Genomic DNA, 16682 nt, shown 5'->3' with positions numbered 1-16682 from the left:
TCCTCTACTTTCCGGGCGCGGCGGGCGCGGTGGTGAGCAGGGGCTTCGGTGAGGTCTTGCCTTCCGGCGCCCCCGTCGCCGTGATGGCGAACACGAGGAGCACCGCGAGGACGAGACCGCTGGCGGCGGCGACGATTGCGCGCATGCCGGGGCCTCCGGAATCTGATTGGTCGTCAGGGCGGTGGCACCGTAGCAATGCGGGTGACAGATGAGAACCGTTTGCGCGGGGGTGCGCTGACGCGCACCGGGGACCCGCCCCGCTCGGAGGGAGGGGGCGGGCGCCGGGGCGCGTCAGCGAGTCGGCGTGGGTGCGGGTGCCGGTGGCACGGTGGCGGACGGGGAGGCCTTGGGCGACGGCTTGGGCTTCGGCGGCGGGGAGACGGAAGCGGTGGGCTTCGGGGAGGGCGAAGGACTCGGGGGCGCGGTCGAGGTGGGCTTCGGGCTCGGGGTGGGGCTGGGAGTCGGCTTCGGCGAAGGCGTCGGGCTCGGCGTGGGGGTCGGCGTCGGAGTCGGGGTGGGCGTCGGCGTCGGCGTCGGAGTCGGGGTGGGCGTAGGCGTGGGAGTCGGCGACGGGGTGGGCGTCGGGGTCGGGGTGGGCGTCGGGGTGGGCGTGGGAGACGGCGTCGGCGTAGGGGTTGGCGACGGCGTCGGCGTAGGAGTCGGCGTAGGCGTCGGCTTGGGTGTCGGCGACGGCGGAGGGGTGGGCTTCGGGGTTGGGGTCGGGGTCGGGGTCGGGGTCGGGGTCGGCTTCGGGGTCACCGGGGTGCCGCCGCCTCCGGTGCCGCCGCCGCGGCCGTCCGGGACCTCGTGGGCGCCCTTCAGGTAGTACGTGAACCACGACCGCACCGTCCGCAGGTACGCGGAGGAGTGGTTGTACGACAGCACGGCCCGGTCCAGGTCCGCGTCGACCCGCAGGTCGCGCGTACCGGCGCACAGGTAGCGGCCCGCCGCGAGCGCGGCGTCGTGCACGTTGTTGGGGTCGCGGCGGCCGTCGCCGTTGGCGTCCTGGCCCCACGAGGCCCAGGTGGACGGGATGAACTGCATCGGCCCGATCGCCCGGTCGTAGCGGGTGTCCCCGTCGTAGGCCCCGTTGTCGGTGTCCGAGATGTTCGCGAAGCCGTTGCCGTCGAGCACGGGCCCCAGGATCGGCCGCAGCGTCGTACCGGCGGCGTCGACCTGCCCGCCGCGCGCCTGCCCGGACTCGACCTTGCCGATCGCCGCGAGGAGCTGCCAGCGCAGTCCGCATCCGGGGTCGGTCCGGCCGACCGCCTGCTCGGCGCCCCGGTAGGCCGCGAGCACGCTCGCCGGTATCCCCTGCGCGCCCTCGGCCCCGCCCCGGGCCACCGGTTCTTCGCGGGCCCCCGGATCCACGGCGGCCGGGACCGCGGGAGGCGCGGGCGCGGGCGCCGGAGCCGCCCCGTCCTCGGGCAGCAGCACGGCCGGCGGCTCGGGGCTCACCAGCGGTGGCAGGGCGGTGAAGTAGGAGGAGTCGCCCGCGGAGCCGCCGGGCACGGGCGCGGGCTCCGCGACCGGTGCCGCGTCGGCCCCGGCGCCTGCCGCGACCGGCCCCTGCGAGGCGGTCAGCACGGCGGCCACGACGGCGGAGACGACCACGGCGGCCGCGCCCTTGCGCGCCACCCGGCCGAACCGCGTCGGCATCCCCCATCCCGCGGACCCTCGCCCCGGTATCCGTATCCGCGTCCGAGCCGTCATGAGCCGGACCCCCCTCCCCCTCGACGTCCGCGTGACCCTACGTCAACTCGCTGGACAGGGCACGCATCCCGAGCCGGAATTCACGATTTCCTCATGCGCTGCACAGGCCGCCCATACTGGACGCACCGATCGCACCGGACGCACCGGTCGATGAGCCGAGTTCCGGGAGCAAGCTCGCATGCCGTTCACCCTCAGCCACGCGGCCGCCGTGCTTCCGGCCGTCCGGCGGTCCGGTCGGGCCCGCGGCCCCCTCGTCGCCTCGGCCCTGATCCTCGGGTCGTTCGCCCCGGACAGCTTCTACTTCGCCGACACGGTCGTCGCGGGCCTCAGGCCGTACGGCACCTTCACGCACTCCCTGCCCGGCATCCTGACCGCCGATGCGGTGCTGACCGCCGTCCTCGCGGCGTGCTGGCTGCTGCTGCGCGAGCCGCTGATCGCGCTCCTGCCGCGCCGCCGGCAGGGCAGGGTGCACGCCTTCCTCCGGGGCGAGGAGTGGCGCGGGCGCCGACTGCCCGCGCTGGCCCTCTGGTTCTACCTCTCGGCGGTCATCGGCTCCCTCACGCACGTGGTGTGGGACGCCTTCACGCACATCGACCGCTTCGGCACCCGCACCCTGCCGGAGCTGGGCGAGCCGCTCGCCTTCGGGCTGCCCCTCTACTCGTACCTGCAGTACGGGACTTCGGCGCTCTCGGCCTGCTTCCTGGTCTGGTTCACGGTGACCGCGCTGCGCCGGCTGCCGGACGGGCCGGCCCCCGCGTCCGTCCCGGTGCTCGGCCGGGCCCGGGTGGCGGGCGCGCTCGCGCTGGTCCTCGTCTGCGTGGCGGTCGGGATCACCCTGCGCGTGCTGCGCTTCTTCACCTTCTTCGACCGGATCCGCACCCCGCTCGACATCATCCCGACCGTCTGTTTCGGCGCCGGCGGCGGTCTCGCCGTGGGGCTGCTGCTGTACGGGGTCCTCGTACGCCTGCTGCACCGGCCGGTCCGTGGCCGGCGGGACGACACGGACGCGGACGCGGACGCGCGAACGCCCGTCCCCACCGCGTAGGCGGGGACGGGCGCTGCCCGGACCGGTGGTGCGGGTGCTCAGTGCGCGGCGGACTCCCAGTCGGGGCCGACGCCCACGGACACGTCCAGCGGGGCCCGCAGGTCGACGGCGGCGGCCATCTCGCGGCGCACCAGCTCCTCCACCTGCTTGCGCTCCCCCGGGGCAATCTCCAGCACGATTTCGTCGTGGACCTGGAGCAGCATCCGCGAGGTCAGCCCGGCTTCGGTGAGCGCCTTGTCCACGCGCAGCATCGCGACCTTCACGATGTCGGCGGCGGTGCCCTGGATGGGGGCGTTCAGCGCCATCCGCTCGGCGGCCTCGCGGCGCTGGCGGTTGTCGCTGTTGAGGTCCGGGAGGTAGCGGCGGCGGCCGAAGACGGTGGCCGTGTAGCCGGTGGCCCGGGCCTCCTCGACCACGCGGCCCAGGTAGTCGCGGACTCCGCCGAAGCGCTCGAAGAAGGTCTCCATCAGGCCGCGGGCCTCGCCGGGCTCGATGTTCAGCTGCTGGGCCAGGCCGAACGCGGAGAGCCCGTAGGCCAGCCCGTAGGACATGGCCTTGATCTTGCGCCGCATCTCGGCGTCGACCTCGGAGCGCTCGACGCCGAACACCTGGGAGGCGACCGTGGTGTGCAGGTCCTCGCCCGACTGGAAGGCTTCGAGCAGGCCCTCGTCCTCGGAGAGGTGGGCCATGACGCGCAGCTCGATCTGGCTGTAGTCGGCGGTCATGAGGGATTCGTAGCCCTCGCCGACGACGAAGCCGCGCCGGATGGCCCGGCCCTCGTCGGTGCGCACCGGCACGTTCTGCAGGTTGGGGTCGGTGGAGGACAGCCGGCCGGTCGCGGCGACGGTCTGGCTGAAGCTGGTGTGCACCCGGCCGTCGGCGGCGATCATCTTGACCAGGCCCTCGACGGTGACGCGCAGCTTGGCCTGCTCCCGGTGGCGCAGCATGATCACGGGGAGTTCGTGATCGGTCTGGGTGGCCAGCCAGGCGAGGGCGTCGGCGTCCGTGGTGTAGCCGGTCTTGGTCTTCTTCGTCTTCGGCAGGTCCAGCTCGCCGAAGAAGACCTCCTGGAGCTGCTTGGGCGAGCCGAGGTTGAACTCGTGGCCCACCGCGGCGTGCGCCTCCTTCACCGCCTGCTGCACGGCCCCGGCGAACTGCTGCTCCATGCCTTCCAGGTGGTCCCGGTCGACGGCGATGCCGGCGCGCTCCAGGCGGGCCAGCAGCTCGGAGGTGGGCAACTCCATGTCGTGGAGCAGCTCGGCGGCGCCCACCTCGGGCAGCTTGACCGCGAAGGCCTCGCCGAGGTCCAGGACGGCGCGGGCCTGCGCCATCAGGGCTTCGGCCTCGGCGGTGTCGTCGGCGCCGAAGGCGAGCTGCCCGTCGGCGGCGGCGGGCGCCAGCTCGCGGTGCAGGTACTCCTGGGAGAGCACGTCCAGCGCGAAGGAGCGGCGGCCCGGCTTGACCAGGTAGGCGGCGAGCGCGGTGTCCATGGTGACGCCGGCCAGGGTCCAGCCGTGCTCCGGGAAGACCCGCATGAGGCCCTTGGCGTTGTGCACCACCTTGGGCTTGGCGGCGTCGGCGGCCCAGGCGGCGAAGGCCCGGTCGTCGGCCTCGTCCAGCGCTGACGGCTCGAACCAGGCGGCCGCTCCCCCGGCCGAGGCCAGCGCGATCTCGGAGACGTTGCCGGTGCCGAGCGCCCAGCTGTCGACGGTGGAGATGCCGAGCGGGGTGTCCGCGTGGCGCTCCAGCCACGGCGCGAGCTCTCCGGCGCCGAGCACGGAGCCGTCCAGTTCCACGGCGGCGGCCGCCGGGGCCGGGGCCTGCTCCTCGGCGGCGCCCGGGTCAACGGCGAGGAGCCGCTCGCGCAGGGAGGCGTTGCGGATCTCCAGTACGTCCAGGACTCCGGTGACGGCGGTCCGGTCGTAGGGGGCGCGGGCCAGGTCGGCGGGGGTCTTGGGGAGGGCGACGTCCTTGACCATCTCGGTCAGGACCCGGTTGAGCTTCACGGCGTCCAGGTGGTCGCGGAAGTTCTGCCCGGCCTTGCCCTTGACCTCCTCGGCGCGCTCGACGAGCTCCGCGAAGGACCCGAACTGGGTGATCCACTTGGCGGCGGTCTTCTCGCCGACGCCCGGGATGCCGGGGAGGTTGTCGGACGGGTCGCCGCGCAGGGCCGCGAAGTCCGGGTACTGCTGGGGGGTGAGCCCGTACTTCTCCTCGACCTTCTCGGGGGTGAAGCGGGTCAGCTCGGAGACGCCCTTGGTCGGGTAGAGCACGGTGGTGTGCTCGGAGACGAGCTGGAAGGAGTCCCGGTCACCGGTGACGATCAGCACGTCGAAGCCGAGGGCCTCGGCCTGCGTGGCGAGCGTCGCGATCACGTCGTCGGCCTCGAAGCCGTCGACGGCGAAGCGCGGCACGCTCATCGCGTCCAGGAGCTCGCCGATCAGCTCCACCTGCCCCTTGAACTCGTCGGGGGTCTTGGAGCGGTTCGCCTTGTACTCGGGGAACTCCGCCGAGCGCCACGTCTTGCGCGACACGTCGAACGCCACCGCGAAGTGCGTGGGCGCCTCGTCGCGCAGCGTGTTCGCCAGCATCGACGCGAACCCGTAGATGGCGTTGGTCGGCTGCCCCGTCGCGGTGGTGAAGTTCTCCGCGGGGAGCGCGAAGAACGCCCGGTACGCCAGGGAGTGCCCGTCCATGAGCATCAGGCGGGGGCGGTCCGCTGCGGTCGGCTGGTCGGTCTTCTTCGATGCTGAATCTGCCACGCCCCCGATCCTAGGCCGCCGCACTGACAATTCCGGCGCCCCCCGTCACCCGGTCGGCACCCGGCCCCCGGACCCTGCCCCCACGGGACCCCGCCCGCCGCCTCCCCCGGCACCTCCCACCGGGCCCTCCCACCGGGCCTCCCGGCGCAGCCGCTGCCATCACCGCCCGTGGCCTCCGCCGCAGCTGCCGCCCCCGGCGCACCGGGCGCCTCGGCCACCCCCGGCGCACCCGTCGCAGCGGACGCCCCCGGCGCACGCGTCCCGCCCCGCGGACGCCCCGTACCGCCCTCCTCACGCCCCGGCGGCCGTGCAAGGATCGGAGATGCGGCAAACATGCTGCATTCGTACGCACGCTCGAAGAGGAGCGCCATGGCGACCAAGCCGCCCGCAGGGGACCCCGTACAGGACGCGCCGCAGGTCGCACCCCCGAAGCACGCGGCCGCCGGCCTGCCCGCGATCGGGCACACCCTGCGGATCGCGCAGGAGCAGATGGGTCTGGCCCGTACCGCCCGCACCCTCCTCAAGGTCAACCAGAAGAGCGGCTTCGACTGCCCGGGCTGTGCCTGGCCCGAGGGCGACAAGCGGCACACCGCCGAGTTCTGCGAGAACGGCGCCAAGGCCGTCGCGGAAGAGGCCACCCTGCGCCGGGTCACCCCCTCTTTCTTCGCCGAGCACCCCGTGTCCGACCTCGCCGGCCGCTCCGGCTACTGGCTGGGCCAGCAGGGCCGGATCACGCAGCCGATGCTTCTGGGGGAGGGCTCCGACCGCTACGAGGCCGTCAGCTGGGAGCGCGCCTTCGCGATCATCGCCGAGGAGCTGAAGGCCCTGGCCTCCCCCGACGAGGCCCTCTTCTACACCTCGGGCCGCACCAGCAACGAAGCCGCCTTCCTCTTCCAGCTGTTCGTCCGCGAGTTCGGCACCAACAACCTCCCCGACTGCTCGAACATGTGCCACGAGTCCTCGGGCTCCGCGCTGAACGAGACGATCGGCATCGGCAAGGGCAGCGTCTCCCTGGAGGACCTCCACCAGGCCGACCTGATCATCGTCGCCGGGCAGAACCCGGGCACCAACCACCCGCGCATGCTCGCCGCCCTGGAGAAGGCCAAGTCCGCCGGCGCGAAGATCATCTCGGTGAACCCGCTGCCCGAGGCCGGCATGGAGCGGTTCAAGAACCCGCAGACCCCCCTCGGCATGCTCAAGGGCACCGCCCTCAACGACCTGTTCCTCCAGATCCGCATCGGCGGCGACCAGGCCCTCTTCCGCCTGCTCAACAAGCTGGTCATCGAGGCCGGCGGCGCCACCGACGAGGAGTTCATCCGCGAGCACACCCACGGCTACGAGGAGTTCGCGGCCGCCGCCAAGGACACCGACTGGGACGCGACCCTCACGGCCACCGGCCTGACCCGCCCCGACATCGAACGCGCCCTGGCCATGATCCTGGCCTCGAAGCGCACCATCGTCTGCTGGGCCATGGGCCTGACCCAGCACAAGCACTCCGTCGCCACCATCCGCGAGGTCGTCAACCTGCTGCTCCTGCGCGGCAACATCGGCCGCCCCGGCGCCGGCGTCTGCCCCGTCCGCGGCCACTCCAACGTCCAGGGCGACCGCACCATGGGGATCTTCGAACGCCCCGCGCCGGCCTTCCTCGACGCGCTCGACAAGGAATTCGGCATCACCTCGCCGCGCGGGCACGGCTTCGACGTGGTCCGCTCCATCCAGGCACTGCGCGACGGCGAGGCCAAGGTGCTCTTCGCCATGGGCGGCAACTTCGTCGGCGCCACCCCCGACACCGAGGTCACCGAGGCCGCGATCCGCCGCGCCTCCCTGACCGTGCACGTCTCCACCAAGCTCAACCGCTCCCACGCGGTCACCGGCCGGCGCGCCCTGATCCTGCCCACCCTCGGCCGCACCGACAAGGACGTGCAGGCCTCCGGCAAGCAGTTCGTCACCGTCGAGGACTCCATGGGCATGGTCCACTCCTCGCGCGGCAACCTCGCCCCCGCCTCCCCGCACCTGCTCTCCGAGCCCGCGATCGTGGCCCGCATGGCCCGCGCCGTCCTCGGCGGGGCGACCAGGACCCCGTGGGAGGAGTTCGAGAAGGACTACGCCGCCGTCCGCGACCGGATCTCCCGCGTCGTCCCCGGCTTCGAGGACTTCAACGCCCGCGTCGCCCGCCCCGGCGGCTTCCAGCTGCCGCACGCCCCGCGCGACGAGCGCCGCTTCCCCACGAAGACCGGCAAGGCGAACTTCACCGCCGCGCCCGTGGAGTACCCGCACCTCCCGCCGGGGCGCCTGCTCCTGCAGACCCTGCGCAGCCACGACCAGTACAACACCACCATCTACGGCCTCGACGACCGCTACCGCGGGATCACCGGCGGCCGCCGCGTGGTCATGGTCAACCCCGAGGACGCCGCCGAACTCGGGCTCGCCGACGGCTCGTACACCGACCTCGTCGGCGAATGGCGCGACGGCGTGGAGCGGCGCGCCCCCGGTTTCCGCGTCGTGCACTACCCGACCGCCCGCGGCTGCGCCGCCGCCTACTACCCCGAGACCAACGTGCTGGTGCCCCTCGACTCCACGGCGGACACCAGCAATACCCCGGCGAGCAAGTCCGTCGTCGTGCGCTTCGAGCCGGCCTGATAGAACGACTCGAGTACAAGGTGGTTAACGAGCGTTGACGAACGGAGTCGGCCCATGGGCGAGCAGCAGCACGCGGTGAAGTTCCCGCAGGAGGTCCTCGACGAGTACTCGGCCCTGGGCATCGACCTGCCCGCGCTGTTCTCGGCGGGCGACCTCGGCAAGCGGATGGACATCCGCATCCTCGAGGCCTCCGCCGAGCGGGTCGTCGCCACCATGCCCGTCGAGGGCAACACCCAGCCCTACGGGCTCCTGCACGGCGGGGCCTCCGCCGTGCTCGCCGAGACCCTCGGCTCGGTCGGCGCGATGATGCACGGCGGCATCACCAAGGTCGCCGTCGGCGTCGACCTGAACTGCACCCACCACCGCGGCGCCCGCTCCGGCCTGGTCACCGGCGTCGCGACCCCCGTGCACCGGGGCCGCTCCACCGCCACCTACGAGGTGGTCATCACGGACGAACAGGACCGCCGGGTCTGCACCGCCCGCCTGACCTGCCTGCTGCGCGACGCGAACCCGCAACAGGACGGCAACAACTAGCCGTTGCCCTCCCAGCGGCGCCGGTCTAGCGTTCCCGCCATGGGATCCGGACCGGCGCCGCGGCGCGCCCTGGCCGCAGCCGCCACCACGGCGCTGCTGGCCGCCGCACCGCTCGGCTGCGCCGGCGACGGACCGCGCCCCCCGGCCTCCGCCACCCCCGCCCCCACGGCACCCCAGGAGCTCTGCACCCGCCTGATCACCCACTGGGCGGGCGTGATCCTCGACGCCGGGGAGGGCGAGGACGCCGTCCGCCTCGACTACCAGGCCATGGGCCTGTCCGGCGGCCAGAACGACATCCTGCGCGCCGTCCTCGCCGACGCCCGCGCCGAGCGGGACGCCAGGGGCCCGGCCGCCGCGCGCGAGCTCACCGCCCGGGAGGCGGAGCGCCGCTGCGCGGACCGCTACCGGTCGGGCGCCCCGACGGGCGGCCCCTGGCAGTGAGCGGCGGTATCGGCCCGATCGAGCCGGGAGAGGGCACGGAGGCCCACGAGGGCCCGCGCCCCGTTCCCCGTACGCCTCCGGCCGTCCGGAGGGTCCGCGAGGCCTACGAGGGCCACCGGCGGGCCGTCCTGGCCCTCGGGGCCCTGACCTGCGCGTCCGCCGTGATCGCCGCGGGAGCCGCGCTGTACGCGGCCCGGCCGCGCCCCGTCCCGTACAGCCCGCCCGCGCCCTCGCAGGTGTTCTCCCTCGCCTACGTGGGCCCGGCCGGGGAGGCGGGGCAGGAGGCAGGACGGGAGACCGGACAGGAGGCCGGGCGGACTCCCCCGGGCACAGCCTTCGCGTTCACCGTGCGTGTGCGCGCCGCGTCCGGGCCGGCCATCACCCTGGAGCGGCTGACGCAGCCCTCACGGGCCCTGGCGCTCGAGGTCGAACCACCACTTCCGGCCACGCTCGCCCCGGGCGAGGCCCGTGACCTCGCCGTACGGATTCGGGTCACAAACTGCGTGCAGGTGGCACGGAATTCCGGACTCCCTTTCCTGGAAGTAACCCTCAGTAATGGGTTTGAGAAAGAGGATCACAGCTACATCCCCGGTGACCGTTATGCGAAGGATCTCTCCACGGCCCTGACCAGGGCCTGTCCCGAAGATCGAGACGCGGGCACCCCGTCGCCGTCATGACCAAAAGGGCCCAGAGTCCTGGCGCGACAGTACTCAAACCACCCAACGGTCCTCACCTGTCTCATCATGCGGACAAGACGAACCGGCCGGATTTCCCCCTTTCCACCCGCAGAGATCCGCTATGTATTACGCCGTGGCATAACAAGAGAGTCACATCATTGGCCTCAGCCCTCCATAACGTCCTAAGACCCGCTTAGAGTCACGGCCAGTCACCGCGACCAGCCGGATTTCCTTCAGTTCGGTTCCCCGCGTTCGACACGGTGCGTCCCACGGGGGGCGCAGTGCCAGGAAAGGACTGATCGTGCGTCAGCGTTCTCTCATTGCCGTCACCGCCGCTCTCGCCGCGGGTGCCCTCACTCTCACCGCCTGTGGCTCGCGTGACGACAAGGGCGGCGACAACGCCGGCTCTGGCGACACCACGGTCGTCATCGGCGTAGACGCCCCCCTCACCGGCGACCTCTCGGCCCTCGGCCTCGGCATCAAGAACTCCGCCGACCTCGCCGCCAAGCAGGCCAACGAGAAGAAGTACGTCAAGGGCGTCACCTTCAAGATCCAGGCCCTCGACGACCAGGCCCAGGCCGCCTCCGGCCAGCAGAACGCCACCAAGCTCGTCGCCGACAAGGAGGTGCTCGGTGTCGTCGGCCCCCTGAACTCCTCCGTCTCGGAGTCCATGCAGAAGGTCTTCGACGACGCCAAGCTCGCCCAGATCTCCCCGGCCAACACCAGCCCGTCCCTCTCCCAGGGACCGAAGTGGGCCACCGGCGAGAAGGTCCGCACCTACAAGAGCTACTTCCGCACCGCCACCACGGACGCCATCCAGGGCCCGTTCGCGGCGCAGTACCTCTTCAACAAGGCGGGCAAGAAGAAGGTCTTCCTGATCGACGACAAGAAGACCTACGGTGCGGGCCTCGCCGGCACCTTCAAGGGCGAGTTCACCAAGCTCGGCGGCCAGGTCGTCGGCGAAGGCCACATCGACCCGGAGAGCAAGGACTTCTCCGCGATCGTGACCGAGGTCCGGAGCTCCGGCGCCGACGTCGTCTACTACGGCGGCGAGTACCCGGCGGCCGGCCCGCTCAGCAAGCAGATCAAGGCCTCCGGCACCAAGATCCCGCTCGTCGGCGGTGACGGCATCTACGACAAGAAGTACGTCGAGCTCGCCGGCGCCGAGTCCGCGGGCGACCTCGCCACCTCGGTCGGCGCCCCGGTCGAGAGCCTGCCCTCCGCCAAGGACTTCGTCGCCAACTACACCAAGGCCGGATACAAGGAGCCCTTCGCCGCCTACGGCGGTTACTCCTACGACTCCGCCTGGGCGATCATCGAGGCCGTCAAGGCCACCGTCGACGCCAACGGCGGCAAGCTCCCCGCCGACGCCCGCGCCAAGGTCCTCGCCGCCGTCCAGGGTGTCTCCTTCGAGGGCGTGACCGGCAAGGTCTCCTTCGACGAGTTCGGTGACGCCACCAACAAGCAGCTCACCGTCTACAAGGTCGAGGGCACCGAGTGGAAGTCCGTCGAGTCCGGCACCCTCGGCTGACACCACTGACCACCCCACCCCGTAGCCGGTAGTCCGCTCGAACGGCCGGCCACGGGAGCACCACCAACCTGCCGCGCGGGGCGCGCACAAAAAGCGCCCCGCGCGGAGTCACATCCGTCGAAAGACTCGGAGGACCTGCGGTGCACGAACTGCCGCAACAGCTGGTCAACGGCCTGCTACTGGGATCCATGTACGGGCTCGTCGCCATCGGCTACACGATGGTCTATGGCATCGTCCAGCTCATCAACTTCGCGCATGGCGAGATCTTCATGACCGGCGGGTTCGGGGCCCTCACCGTCTGGCTGATGCTCCCCGGGGGCACCACCATGTGGATAGCCCTCCCCCTCATGATCATAGGCGCGATCGTCGTCGCCACCCTGATCGCCGTCGGTGCGGAACGCTTCGCCTACCGACCCCTGCGCAACGCTCCCAGGCTCGCCCCGCTCATCACCGCCATCGGCCTCTCCATCGCCCTCCAGCAGGCGGTATGGGCCTGGTACCCCGGAGCCGAATCCTCCCTGATCTTCCCCGAGATCCCCGGCGGACCCTTCCACCTCGGCAGCGTCACCATCCAGACCGGCGACGTCTTCCTCCTGATCGCCGCCCCCATCTCCATGGCCTTCCTCGGCTTCTTCGTCAAGAAGACCCGCACCGGCCGCGGCATGCAGGCGACCGCCCAGGACCCCGACACCGCCAAGCTCATGGGCATCAACACCGACCGCATCATCACCACCGCGTTCGCGCTCGGAGCCGTCTTCGCCGCCATCGGAGCCGTCGCCTACGGCCTCAAGTACGGCGAAGTCCAGTTCAAGATGGGCTTCCTGCTCGGCCTCAAGGCCTTCACCGCAGCCGTCCTCGGCGGCATCGGCAACATCTACGGCGCCATGGTCGGCGGCCTCGTCCTCGGCCTCGCCGAAACCCTGACCACCGTCTACGTCGCCGACATCCCCGGCTTCGAGCAGCTCGGCGGCCAGTCCTGGGGTAACACCTGGGCGTTCGTACTTCTCATCCTCGTGCTCCTCTTCCGGCCGCAAGGCCTGCTGGGCCAGCGCGTGGCGGACAGGGTGTGACCTCCATGACGAACATCACCGCGGACACCGCGACCACCGTGAAGACCACCGCACCGGCCAAGGGATTCATCCCCCTCCCCGAGAAGACGGCCCGCGCCCTCGCCACCGCAGGCGGCGCACTCACCGCCGCCTCCGCGTTCCTCGCCTGGACCTGGGACGACGCCTTCCCCGGCGACCTCACCTACTACGGCTCCCCCGCGGGCCTCCAGTGGCTGGTCCTCATCGGCGGCGCCCTCACCGCCCTCTTCGGCCTCGCCTCCTACGGCACCAAGGGCCTGCGCTGGCTCATCCCCGCCGGCGCCGACGCAGCGATCAAACTCGCCGCCCTCGCCGCGTTCGCCACCACCTGGTACACCGTCGTCTCGATCGTCCTCGAACTCGGACTCCTCGTAGACCTCGAACCCGGAGCCGGCGTCGCCGCCCTCGCCAGCCTCCTCGCCGTCATCGGCGCCTTCGCGCTCCCCTTCGAGCGCCCCGCACTCGAAGGCCCCGACCCCGACGACACCGGCTACGAGAAGTTCAAGCACGAAGCCGGCAACCGCTGGACGACCTTCAAGGCCGCCTTCGCCTCCGGCCCCCTCACCCCCGCCCGCGCCCTCCCGGCCTCGGTCGAAATCCTCCTGATCGCAGCCGTCCTCGGCCTCGCGCTCACCGTCTTCACCTACGGCATCACCACCCCGTACCAGGAGCTCTTCGTCGGCTTCCTGCTCACCGCCTGCTTCGGTGCCGCAGCGCTCAACAAGGCGGGCCTCCTCGCCCGCGTCACCACTCTCACCAACCGCCACCGCAACGTCGCCCTCGTCGGCGCCTTCGCCGCCGCGGCCCTCTTCCCCCTCACCCAGACCGACGACCAGTACGCGAACCTCGGCGTCAACATCCTGATCTTCGCCACCGTCGCACTCGGCCTGAACATCGTCGTCGGCCTCACCGGCCTCCTCGACCTCGGCTACGTCGCCTTCCTCGGCGTCGGCGCCTACGCCGCGGCCCTGGTCTCCGGCTCCCCCAACTCGCCCTTCGGCGTGCACATGCCCTTCTGGGCCGCCATCCTCATCGGCGCCGCGGCGTCCATGGTCTTCGGCGTCCTCATCGGCGCACCCACCCTGCGCCTGCGCGGCGACTACCTCGCCATCGTGACGCTCGGCTTCGGTGAGATCTTCCGCATCTCCATGAACAACCTCGACGGAACCTCCGGCCCCGACATCACCAACGGCCCCAACGGCATCGCAGGCATCCCGAACGTCAACCTCTTCGGATTCGACTTCGGCGCCTCGCACACCATCCTCGGGTTCACCATCGGCCGCTTCGCGAACTACTTCCTGCTGATGCTGCTGATCACCCTCATCGTGGTCCTCGTGTTCCGCCGCAGCGCGGAATCCCGCATCGGCCGCGCCTGGGTCGCCATCCGCGAGGACGAGACCGCCGCCGAAGCCATGGGCATCAACGGCTTCCGCGTCAAGCTCATCGCCTTCGCCCTCGGCGCCACCCTCGCCGGCCTCGCCGGCGCGGTCCAGGCACACGTCCAGTACACGGTCACCCCCGACCAGTACCAGTTCGCCAACTCCGTGCCCCCGAACTCCGCGTTCCTGCTCGCCGCGGTCGTCCTCGGCGGCATGGGCACCATCGCCGGACCCCTCGTCGGCGGATCACTCCTCTTCCTGATCCCCAACAAGCTCCAGTTCCTCGGCGAATACCAGCTCCTCGTCTTCGGCTTCGCCCTCATCGTCCTGATGCGACTGCGCCCCGAAGGCCTCATCCCCAACAAGCGCAACCAACTCGAACTCCACGAGAACATGGAAGCGCCCACGGTCCTCGGCAAGGCAGGGGTCTGAACCCATGACGACCACCACCACCGACACGCCCCCCGCCACCACGGGGGAGACCGTCCTCGACGCACGCGGCGTCACGATGCGCTTCGGCGGCCTCACCGCCGTCAAGAACGTCGACCTGACCGTGCGCAGCGGCGAGATCGTCGGACTCATCGGCCCCAACGGCGCCGGCAAGACCACCTTCTTCAACTGCCTCACCGGCCTCTACATCCCCACCGAGGGTGAAGTCCGGTACAAGGACAAGGTCCTGCCGCCCAAGTCGTACAAGGTCACCGACGCCGGCGTCGCCCGTACCTTCCAGAACATCCGTCTCTTCAACAACATGACGGTCCTGGAAAACGTCCTCGTCGGACGCCACACCCGCACCAAGGTCGGCCTCTGGGCCGCCCTCCTGCGCCTCCCCAGCTTCGGCCGGGAAGAAGCGGCGAGCCGCGAGAAGGCCATGGAACTCCTCGAGTTCATCGGCCTCGCCCACAAGGCCGAACACCTCGCCCGCAACCTCCCCTACGGCGAACAGCGCAAGCTCGAAATCGCCCGCGCGCTGGCCAGCGACCCCGGCCTCATCCTCCTGGACGAGCCCACCGCCGGCATGAACCCGCAGGAGACCCGGGCCACCGAAGAACTCATCTTCGCCATCCGGGACCAGGGCATCGCCGTCCTCGTCATCGAGCACGACATGCGCTTCATCTTCAACCTCTGCGACCGCGTCGCCTGCCTCGTCCAGGGCGAAAAGCTCATCGAGGGCACCGCCGCCGAGGTCCAGGGCGACGAGCGCGTCATCGCCGCCTACCTCGGCGAACCGTTCGAAGGCGCCCCCGGCGCCGAAGAACTCGCCGAGGTCGAAGCCGCCGAAGCACACAGCGAGGCCGCACACGGCGAGGCGGCCCCGGCCGCCGAGGCGACGGACAGCACGACCAGCACGGACGGAGAAACCCGATGACCGCACTCCTGGAAGTCGAAGACCTCCGCGTCGCCTACGGCAAGATCGAGGCCGTCAAGGGCATCTCGTTCAGCGTCGACGCCGGCCAGATCGTCACCCTCATCGGCACCAACGGCGCCGGCAAGACGACGACCCTGCGCACCCTCTCGGGCCTGATCAAGCCGCGCGGCGGCCAGATCAAGTTCCAGGGCAAGTCCCTCAAGAAGATCCCCGCGCACGACATCGTCGCGCTCGGACTCGCCCACTCCCCCGAGGGGCGGCACATCTTCCCGCGCATGACCATCGAGGACAACCTCCTCCTGGGCGCCTTCCTCCGCAAGGACAAGGACGGCATCCAGAAGGACGTCCAGCGTGCCTACGACCTCTTCCCGATCCTGGGCGAGCGCCGCAAGCAGGCCGCGGGCACCCTCTCGGGCGGCGAGCAGCAGATGCTCGCCATGGGCCGCGCGCTCATGTCCCGCCCGAAGCTGCTCATGCTCGACGAGCCCTCCATGGGCCTCTCGCCGATCATGATGCAGAAGATCATGGCGACCATCGCCGAGCTCAAGTCGCAGGGCACCACCATCCTGCTGGTCGAGCAGAACGCCCAGGCGGCGCTCTCCCTGGCCGACCAGGGCCACGTGATGGAGATCGGCAAGGTCGTCCTGTCGGGCCCGGGCCGCGAGCTCCTGGTCAACGAGGACGTCCGCAAGGCGTACCTCGGCGAGGACTGATCCCCGCCCTGTCCTTACGAGTGAGGCCCGCCTCCGGATCCAGGATCCGGAGGCGGGCCTCACTGTTTGCGTACTAGGCGTGCTACTCGCCCTTGCCCGCGGCGGCCTTCTTCTCCTCGGCGTCCTCGATGACGGCCTCGGCGACCTGCTGCATGGACATCCGGCGGTCCATGGAGGTCTTCTGGATCCACCGGAAGGCGGCCGGCTCGGAGAGCCCGTACTGCGTCTGCAGGATGCTCTTCGCCCGGTCCACGAGCTTGCGCGTCTCCAGACGGAGGGAGAGGTCCGCGACCTCCTTCTCCAGCGCACGGAGCTCGGCGAAGCGCGACACCGCCATCTCGATGGCGGGGACGACATCGCTCTTGCTGAAGGGCTTCACGAGGTAAGCCATGGCGCCGGCGTCCCGCGCCCGCTCCACGAGATCCCGCTGCGAGAACGCGGTCAGCATCAGCACGGGGGCGATGGACTCCTCCGCGATCTTCTCGGCAGCGGAGATGCCATCCAGCACGGGCATCTTCACGTCGAGGATCACCAGGTCGGGCCGGTGCTCCCGGGCCAGCTCAACGGCGGTCTGCCCGTCCCCGGCCTCACCGACGACGGCGTAGCCCTCCTCTTCGAGCATCTCCTTGAGGTCGAGACGGATGAGCGCCTCGTCCTCGGCGATGACGACGCGCGTCGTCAGCGGCGGAACGTGCGACTGGTCGGCGTCGGGCGTGGGCGTCGACTCGTGCTCGGCGGTCACGGAGGGCTCCTCTTTGCGGGGCATATCAAGCTCCCCCGAGCCTACCTA

Annotated in this window: 14 protein-coding genes; 10 read left to right on the top strand and 4 right to left on the bottom strand. The window is 71.1% G+C overall.

The genetic code is table 11. The annotated features are described in order from the left end of the window. Nucleotides 1-4: 4 nt before the first annotated feature. Complete coding sequence (locus NLX94_RS17370; RefSeq protein ID WP_254383742.1) at nucleotides 5-145, bottom strand: SPW_0924 family protein; 141 nt, start codon at nucleotides 143-145, stop codon at nucleotides 5-7. A gap of 146 nt (nucleotides 146-291) precedes the next feature. Beyond that, a complete protein-coding gene (locus tag NLX94_RS17365) occupies nucleotides 292-1659 on the bottom strand; it encodes a lytic transglycosylase domain-containing protein (protein ID WP_254383740.1) in 1368 nt (455 codons plus the stop codon). Between the two features lie 232 nt (nucleotides 1660-1891). Here NLX94_RS17365 and NLX94_RS17360 point away from each other — a divergent pair, with 232 nt between their 5' ends. Beyond that, the gene (locus NLX94_RS17360; protein ID WP_254383738.1) at nucleotides 1892-2758 is read left to right on the top strand and encodes a DUF4184 family protein; all 867 of its coding nucleotides are present in this window, start codon (nucleotides 1892-1894) and stop codon (nucleotides 2756-2758) included. A 38-nt stretch (nucleotides 2759-2796) separates the two neighbouring features. Here NLX94_RS17360 and polA read toward each other — a convergent pair whose 3' ends face one another. Beyond that, a complete protein-coding gene (gene polA / locus NLX94_RS17355; RefSeq protein ID WP_254383736.1) occupies nucleotides 2797-5520 on the bottom strand; it encodes a DNA polymerase I in 2724 nt (907 codons plus the stop codon). A 369-nt stretch (nucleotides 5521-5889) separates the two neighbouring features. On the opposite strand from polA, the gene NLX94_RS17350 reads away from it, so the two are divergent. From NLX94_RS17350 to NLX94_RS17310, 9 genes are all read left to right on the top strand, one after another. Further along, nucleotides 5890-8160, top strand: coding sequence for an FdhF/YdeP family oxidoreductase (locus NLX94_RS17350; RefSeq protein WP_254383734.1), 2271 nt, complete (start codon nucleotides 5890-5892; stop codon nucleotides 8158-8160). Between the two features lie 54 nt (nucleotides 8161-8214). Beyond that, nucleotides 8215-8694 (top strand): PaaI family thioesterase, encoded by a 480-nt coding sequence (locus NLX94_RS17345; RefSeq protein WP_254383732.1) that lies wholly within the window; start codon nucleotides 8215-8217, stop codon nucleotides 8692-8694. Between the two features lie 39 nt (nucleotides 8695-8733). After that, entirely contained in the window at nucleotides 8734-9135 is a 402-nt protein-coding gene (locus tag NLX94_RS17340; protein WP_254383731.1) for a hypothetical protein, read from the top strand. Then, the gene (locus tag NLX94_RS17335) at nucleotides 9132-9812 is read left to right on the top strand and encodes a Tat pathway signal sequence domain protein (RefSeq protein WP_254383730.1); all 681 of its coding nucleotides are present in this window, start codon (nucleotides 9132-9134) and stop codon (nucleotides 9810-9812) included. The genes NLX94_RS17340 and NLX94_RS17335 overlap by 4 nt, the downstream gene beginning before the upstream one ends. A gap of 301 nt (nucleotides 9813-10113) precedes the next feature. After that, nucleotides 10114-11343 carry a branched-chain amino acid ABC transporter substrate-binding protein gene (locus NLX94_RS17330; RefSeq protein WP_254383729.1) on the top strand — a complete coding sequence of 410 codons (1230 nt, stop codon included), beginning with the start codon at nucleotides 10114-10116 and terminating at the stop codon, nucleotides 11341-11343. A 140-nt stretch (nucleotides 11344-11483) separates the two neighbouring features. Continuing rightward, nucleotides 11484-12413, top strand: coding sequence for a branched-chain amino acid ABC transporter permease (locus tag NLX94_RS17325; protein ID WP_254383728.1), 930 nt, complete (start codon nucleotides 11484-11486; stop codon nucleotides 12411-12413). A gap of 5 nt (nucleotides 12414-12418) precedes the next feature. Beyond that, nucleotides 12419-14242 carry a branched-chain amino acid ABC transporter permease gene (locus NLX94_RS17320; protein WP_254383727.1) on the top strand — a complete coding sequence of 608 codons (1824 nt, stop codon included), beginning with the start codon at nucleotides 12419-12421 and terminating at the stop codon, nucleotides 14240-14242. Between the two features lie 4 nt (nucleotides 14243-14246). Further along, nucleotides 14247-15179 (top strand): ABC transporter ATP-binding protein, encoded by a 933-nt coding sequence (locus NLX94_RS17315; protein WP_254383726.1) that lies wholly within the window; start codon nucleotides 14247-14249, stop codon nucleotides 15177-15179. Then, complete coding sequence (locus NLX94_RS17310; RefSeq protein WP_250744986.1) at nucleotides 15176-15892, top strand: ABC transporter ATP-binding protein; 717 nt, start codon at nucleotides 15176-15178, stop codon at nucleotides 15890-15892. Before NLX94_RS17315 ends, NLX94_RS17310 begins: the two co-directional genes overlap by 4 nt. 82 nt (nucleotides 15893-15974) lie before the next feature. Here NLX94_RS17310 and NLX94_RS17305 read toward each other — a convergent pair whose 3' ends face one another. Continuing rightward, nucleotides 15975-16634 carry an ANTAR domain-containing response regulator gene (locus NLX94_RS17305; RefSeq protein WP_250744985.1) on the bottom strand — a complete coding sequence of 220 codons (660 nt, stop codon included), beginning with the start codon at nucleotides 16632-16634 and terminating at the stop codon, nucleotides 15975-15977. Nucleotides 16635-16682: the final 48 nt, after the last annotated feature.

It is taken from the genome of Streptomyces sp. TBY4 (assembly GCF_024213195.1).
Taxonomy (GTDB): Bacteria; Actinomycetota; Actinomycetes; order Streptomycetales; family Streptomycetaceae; genus Streptomyces.
Note: the sequence above shows the minus strand (reverse complement) of the source record. Positions and strands in the feature narration are given on the sequence as shown.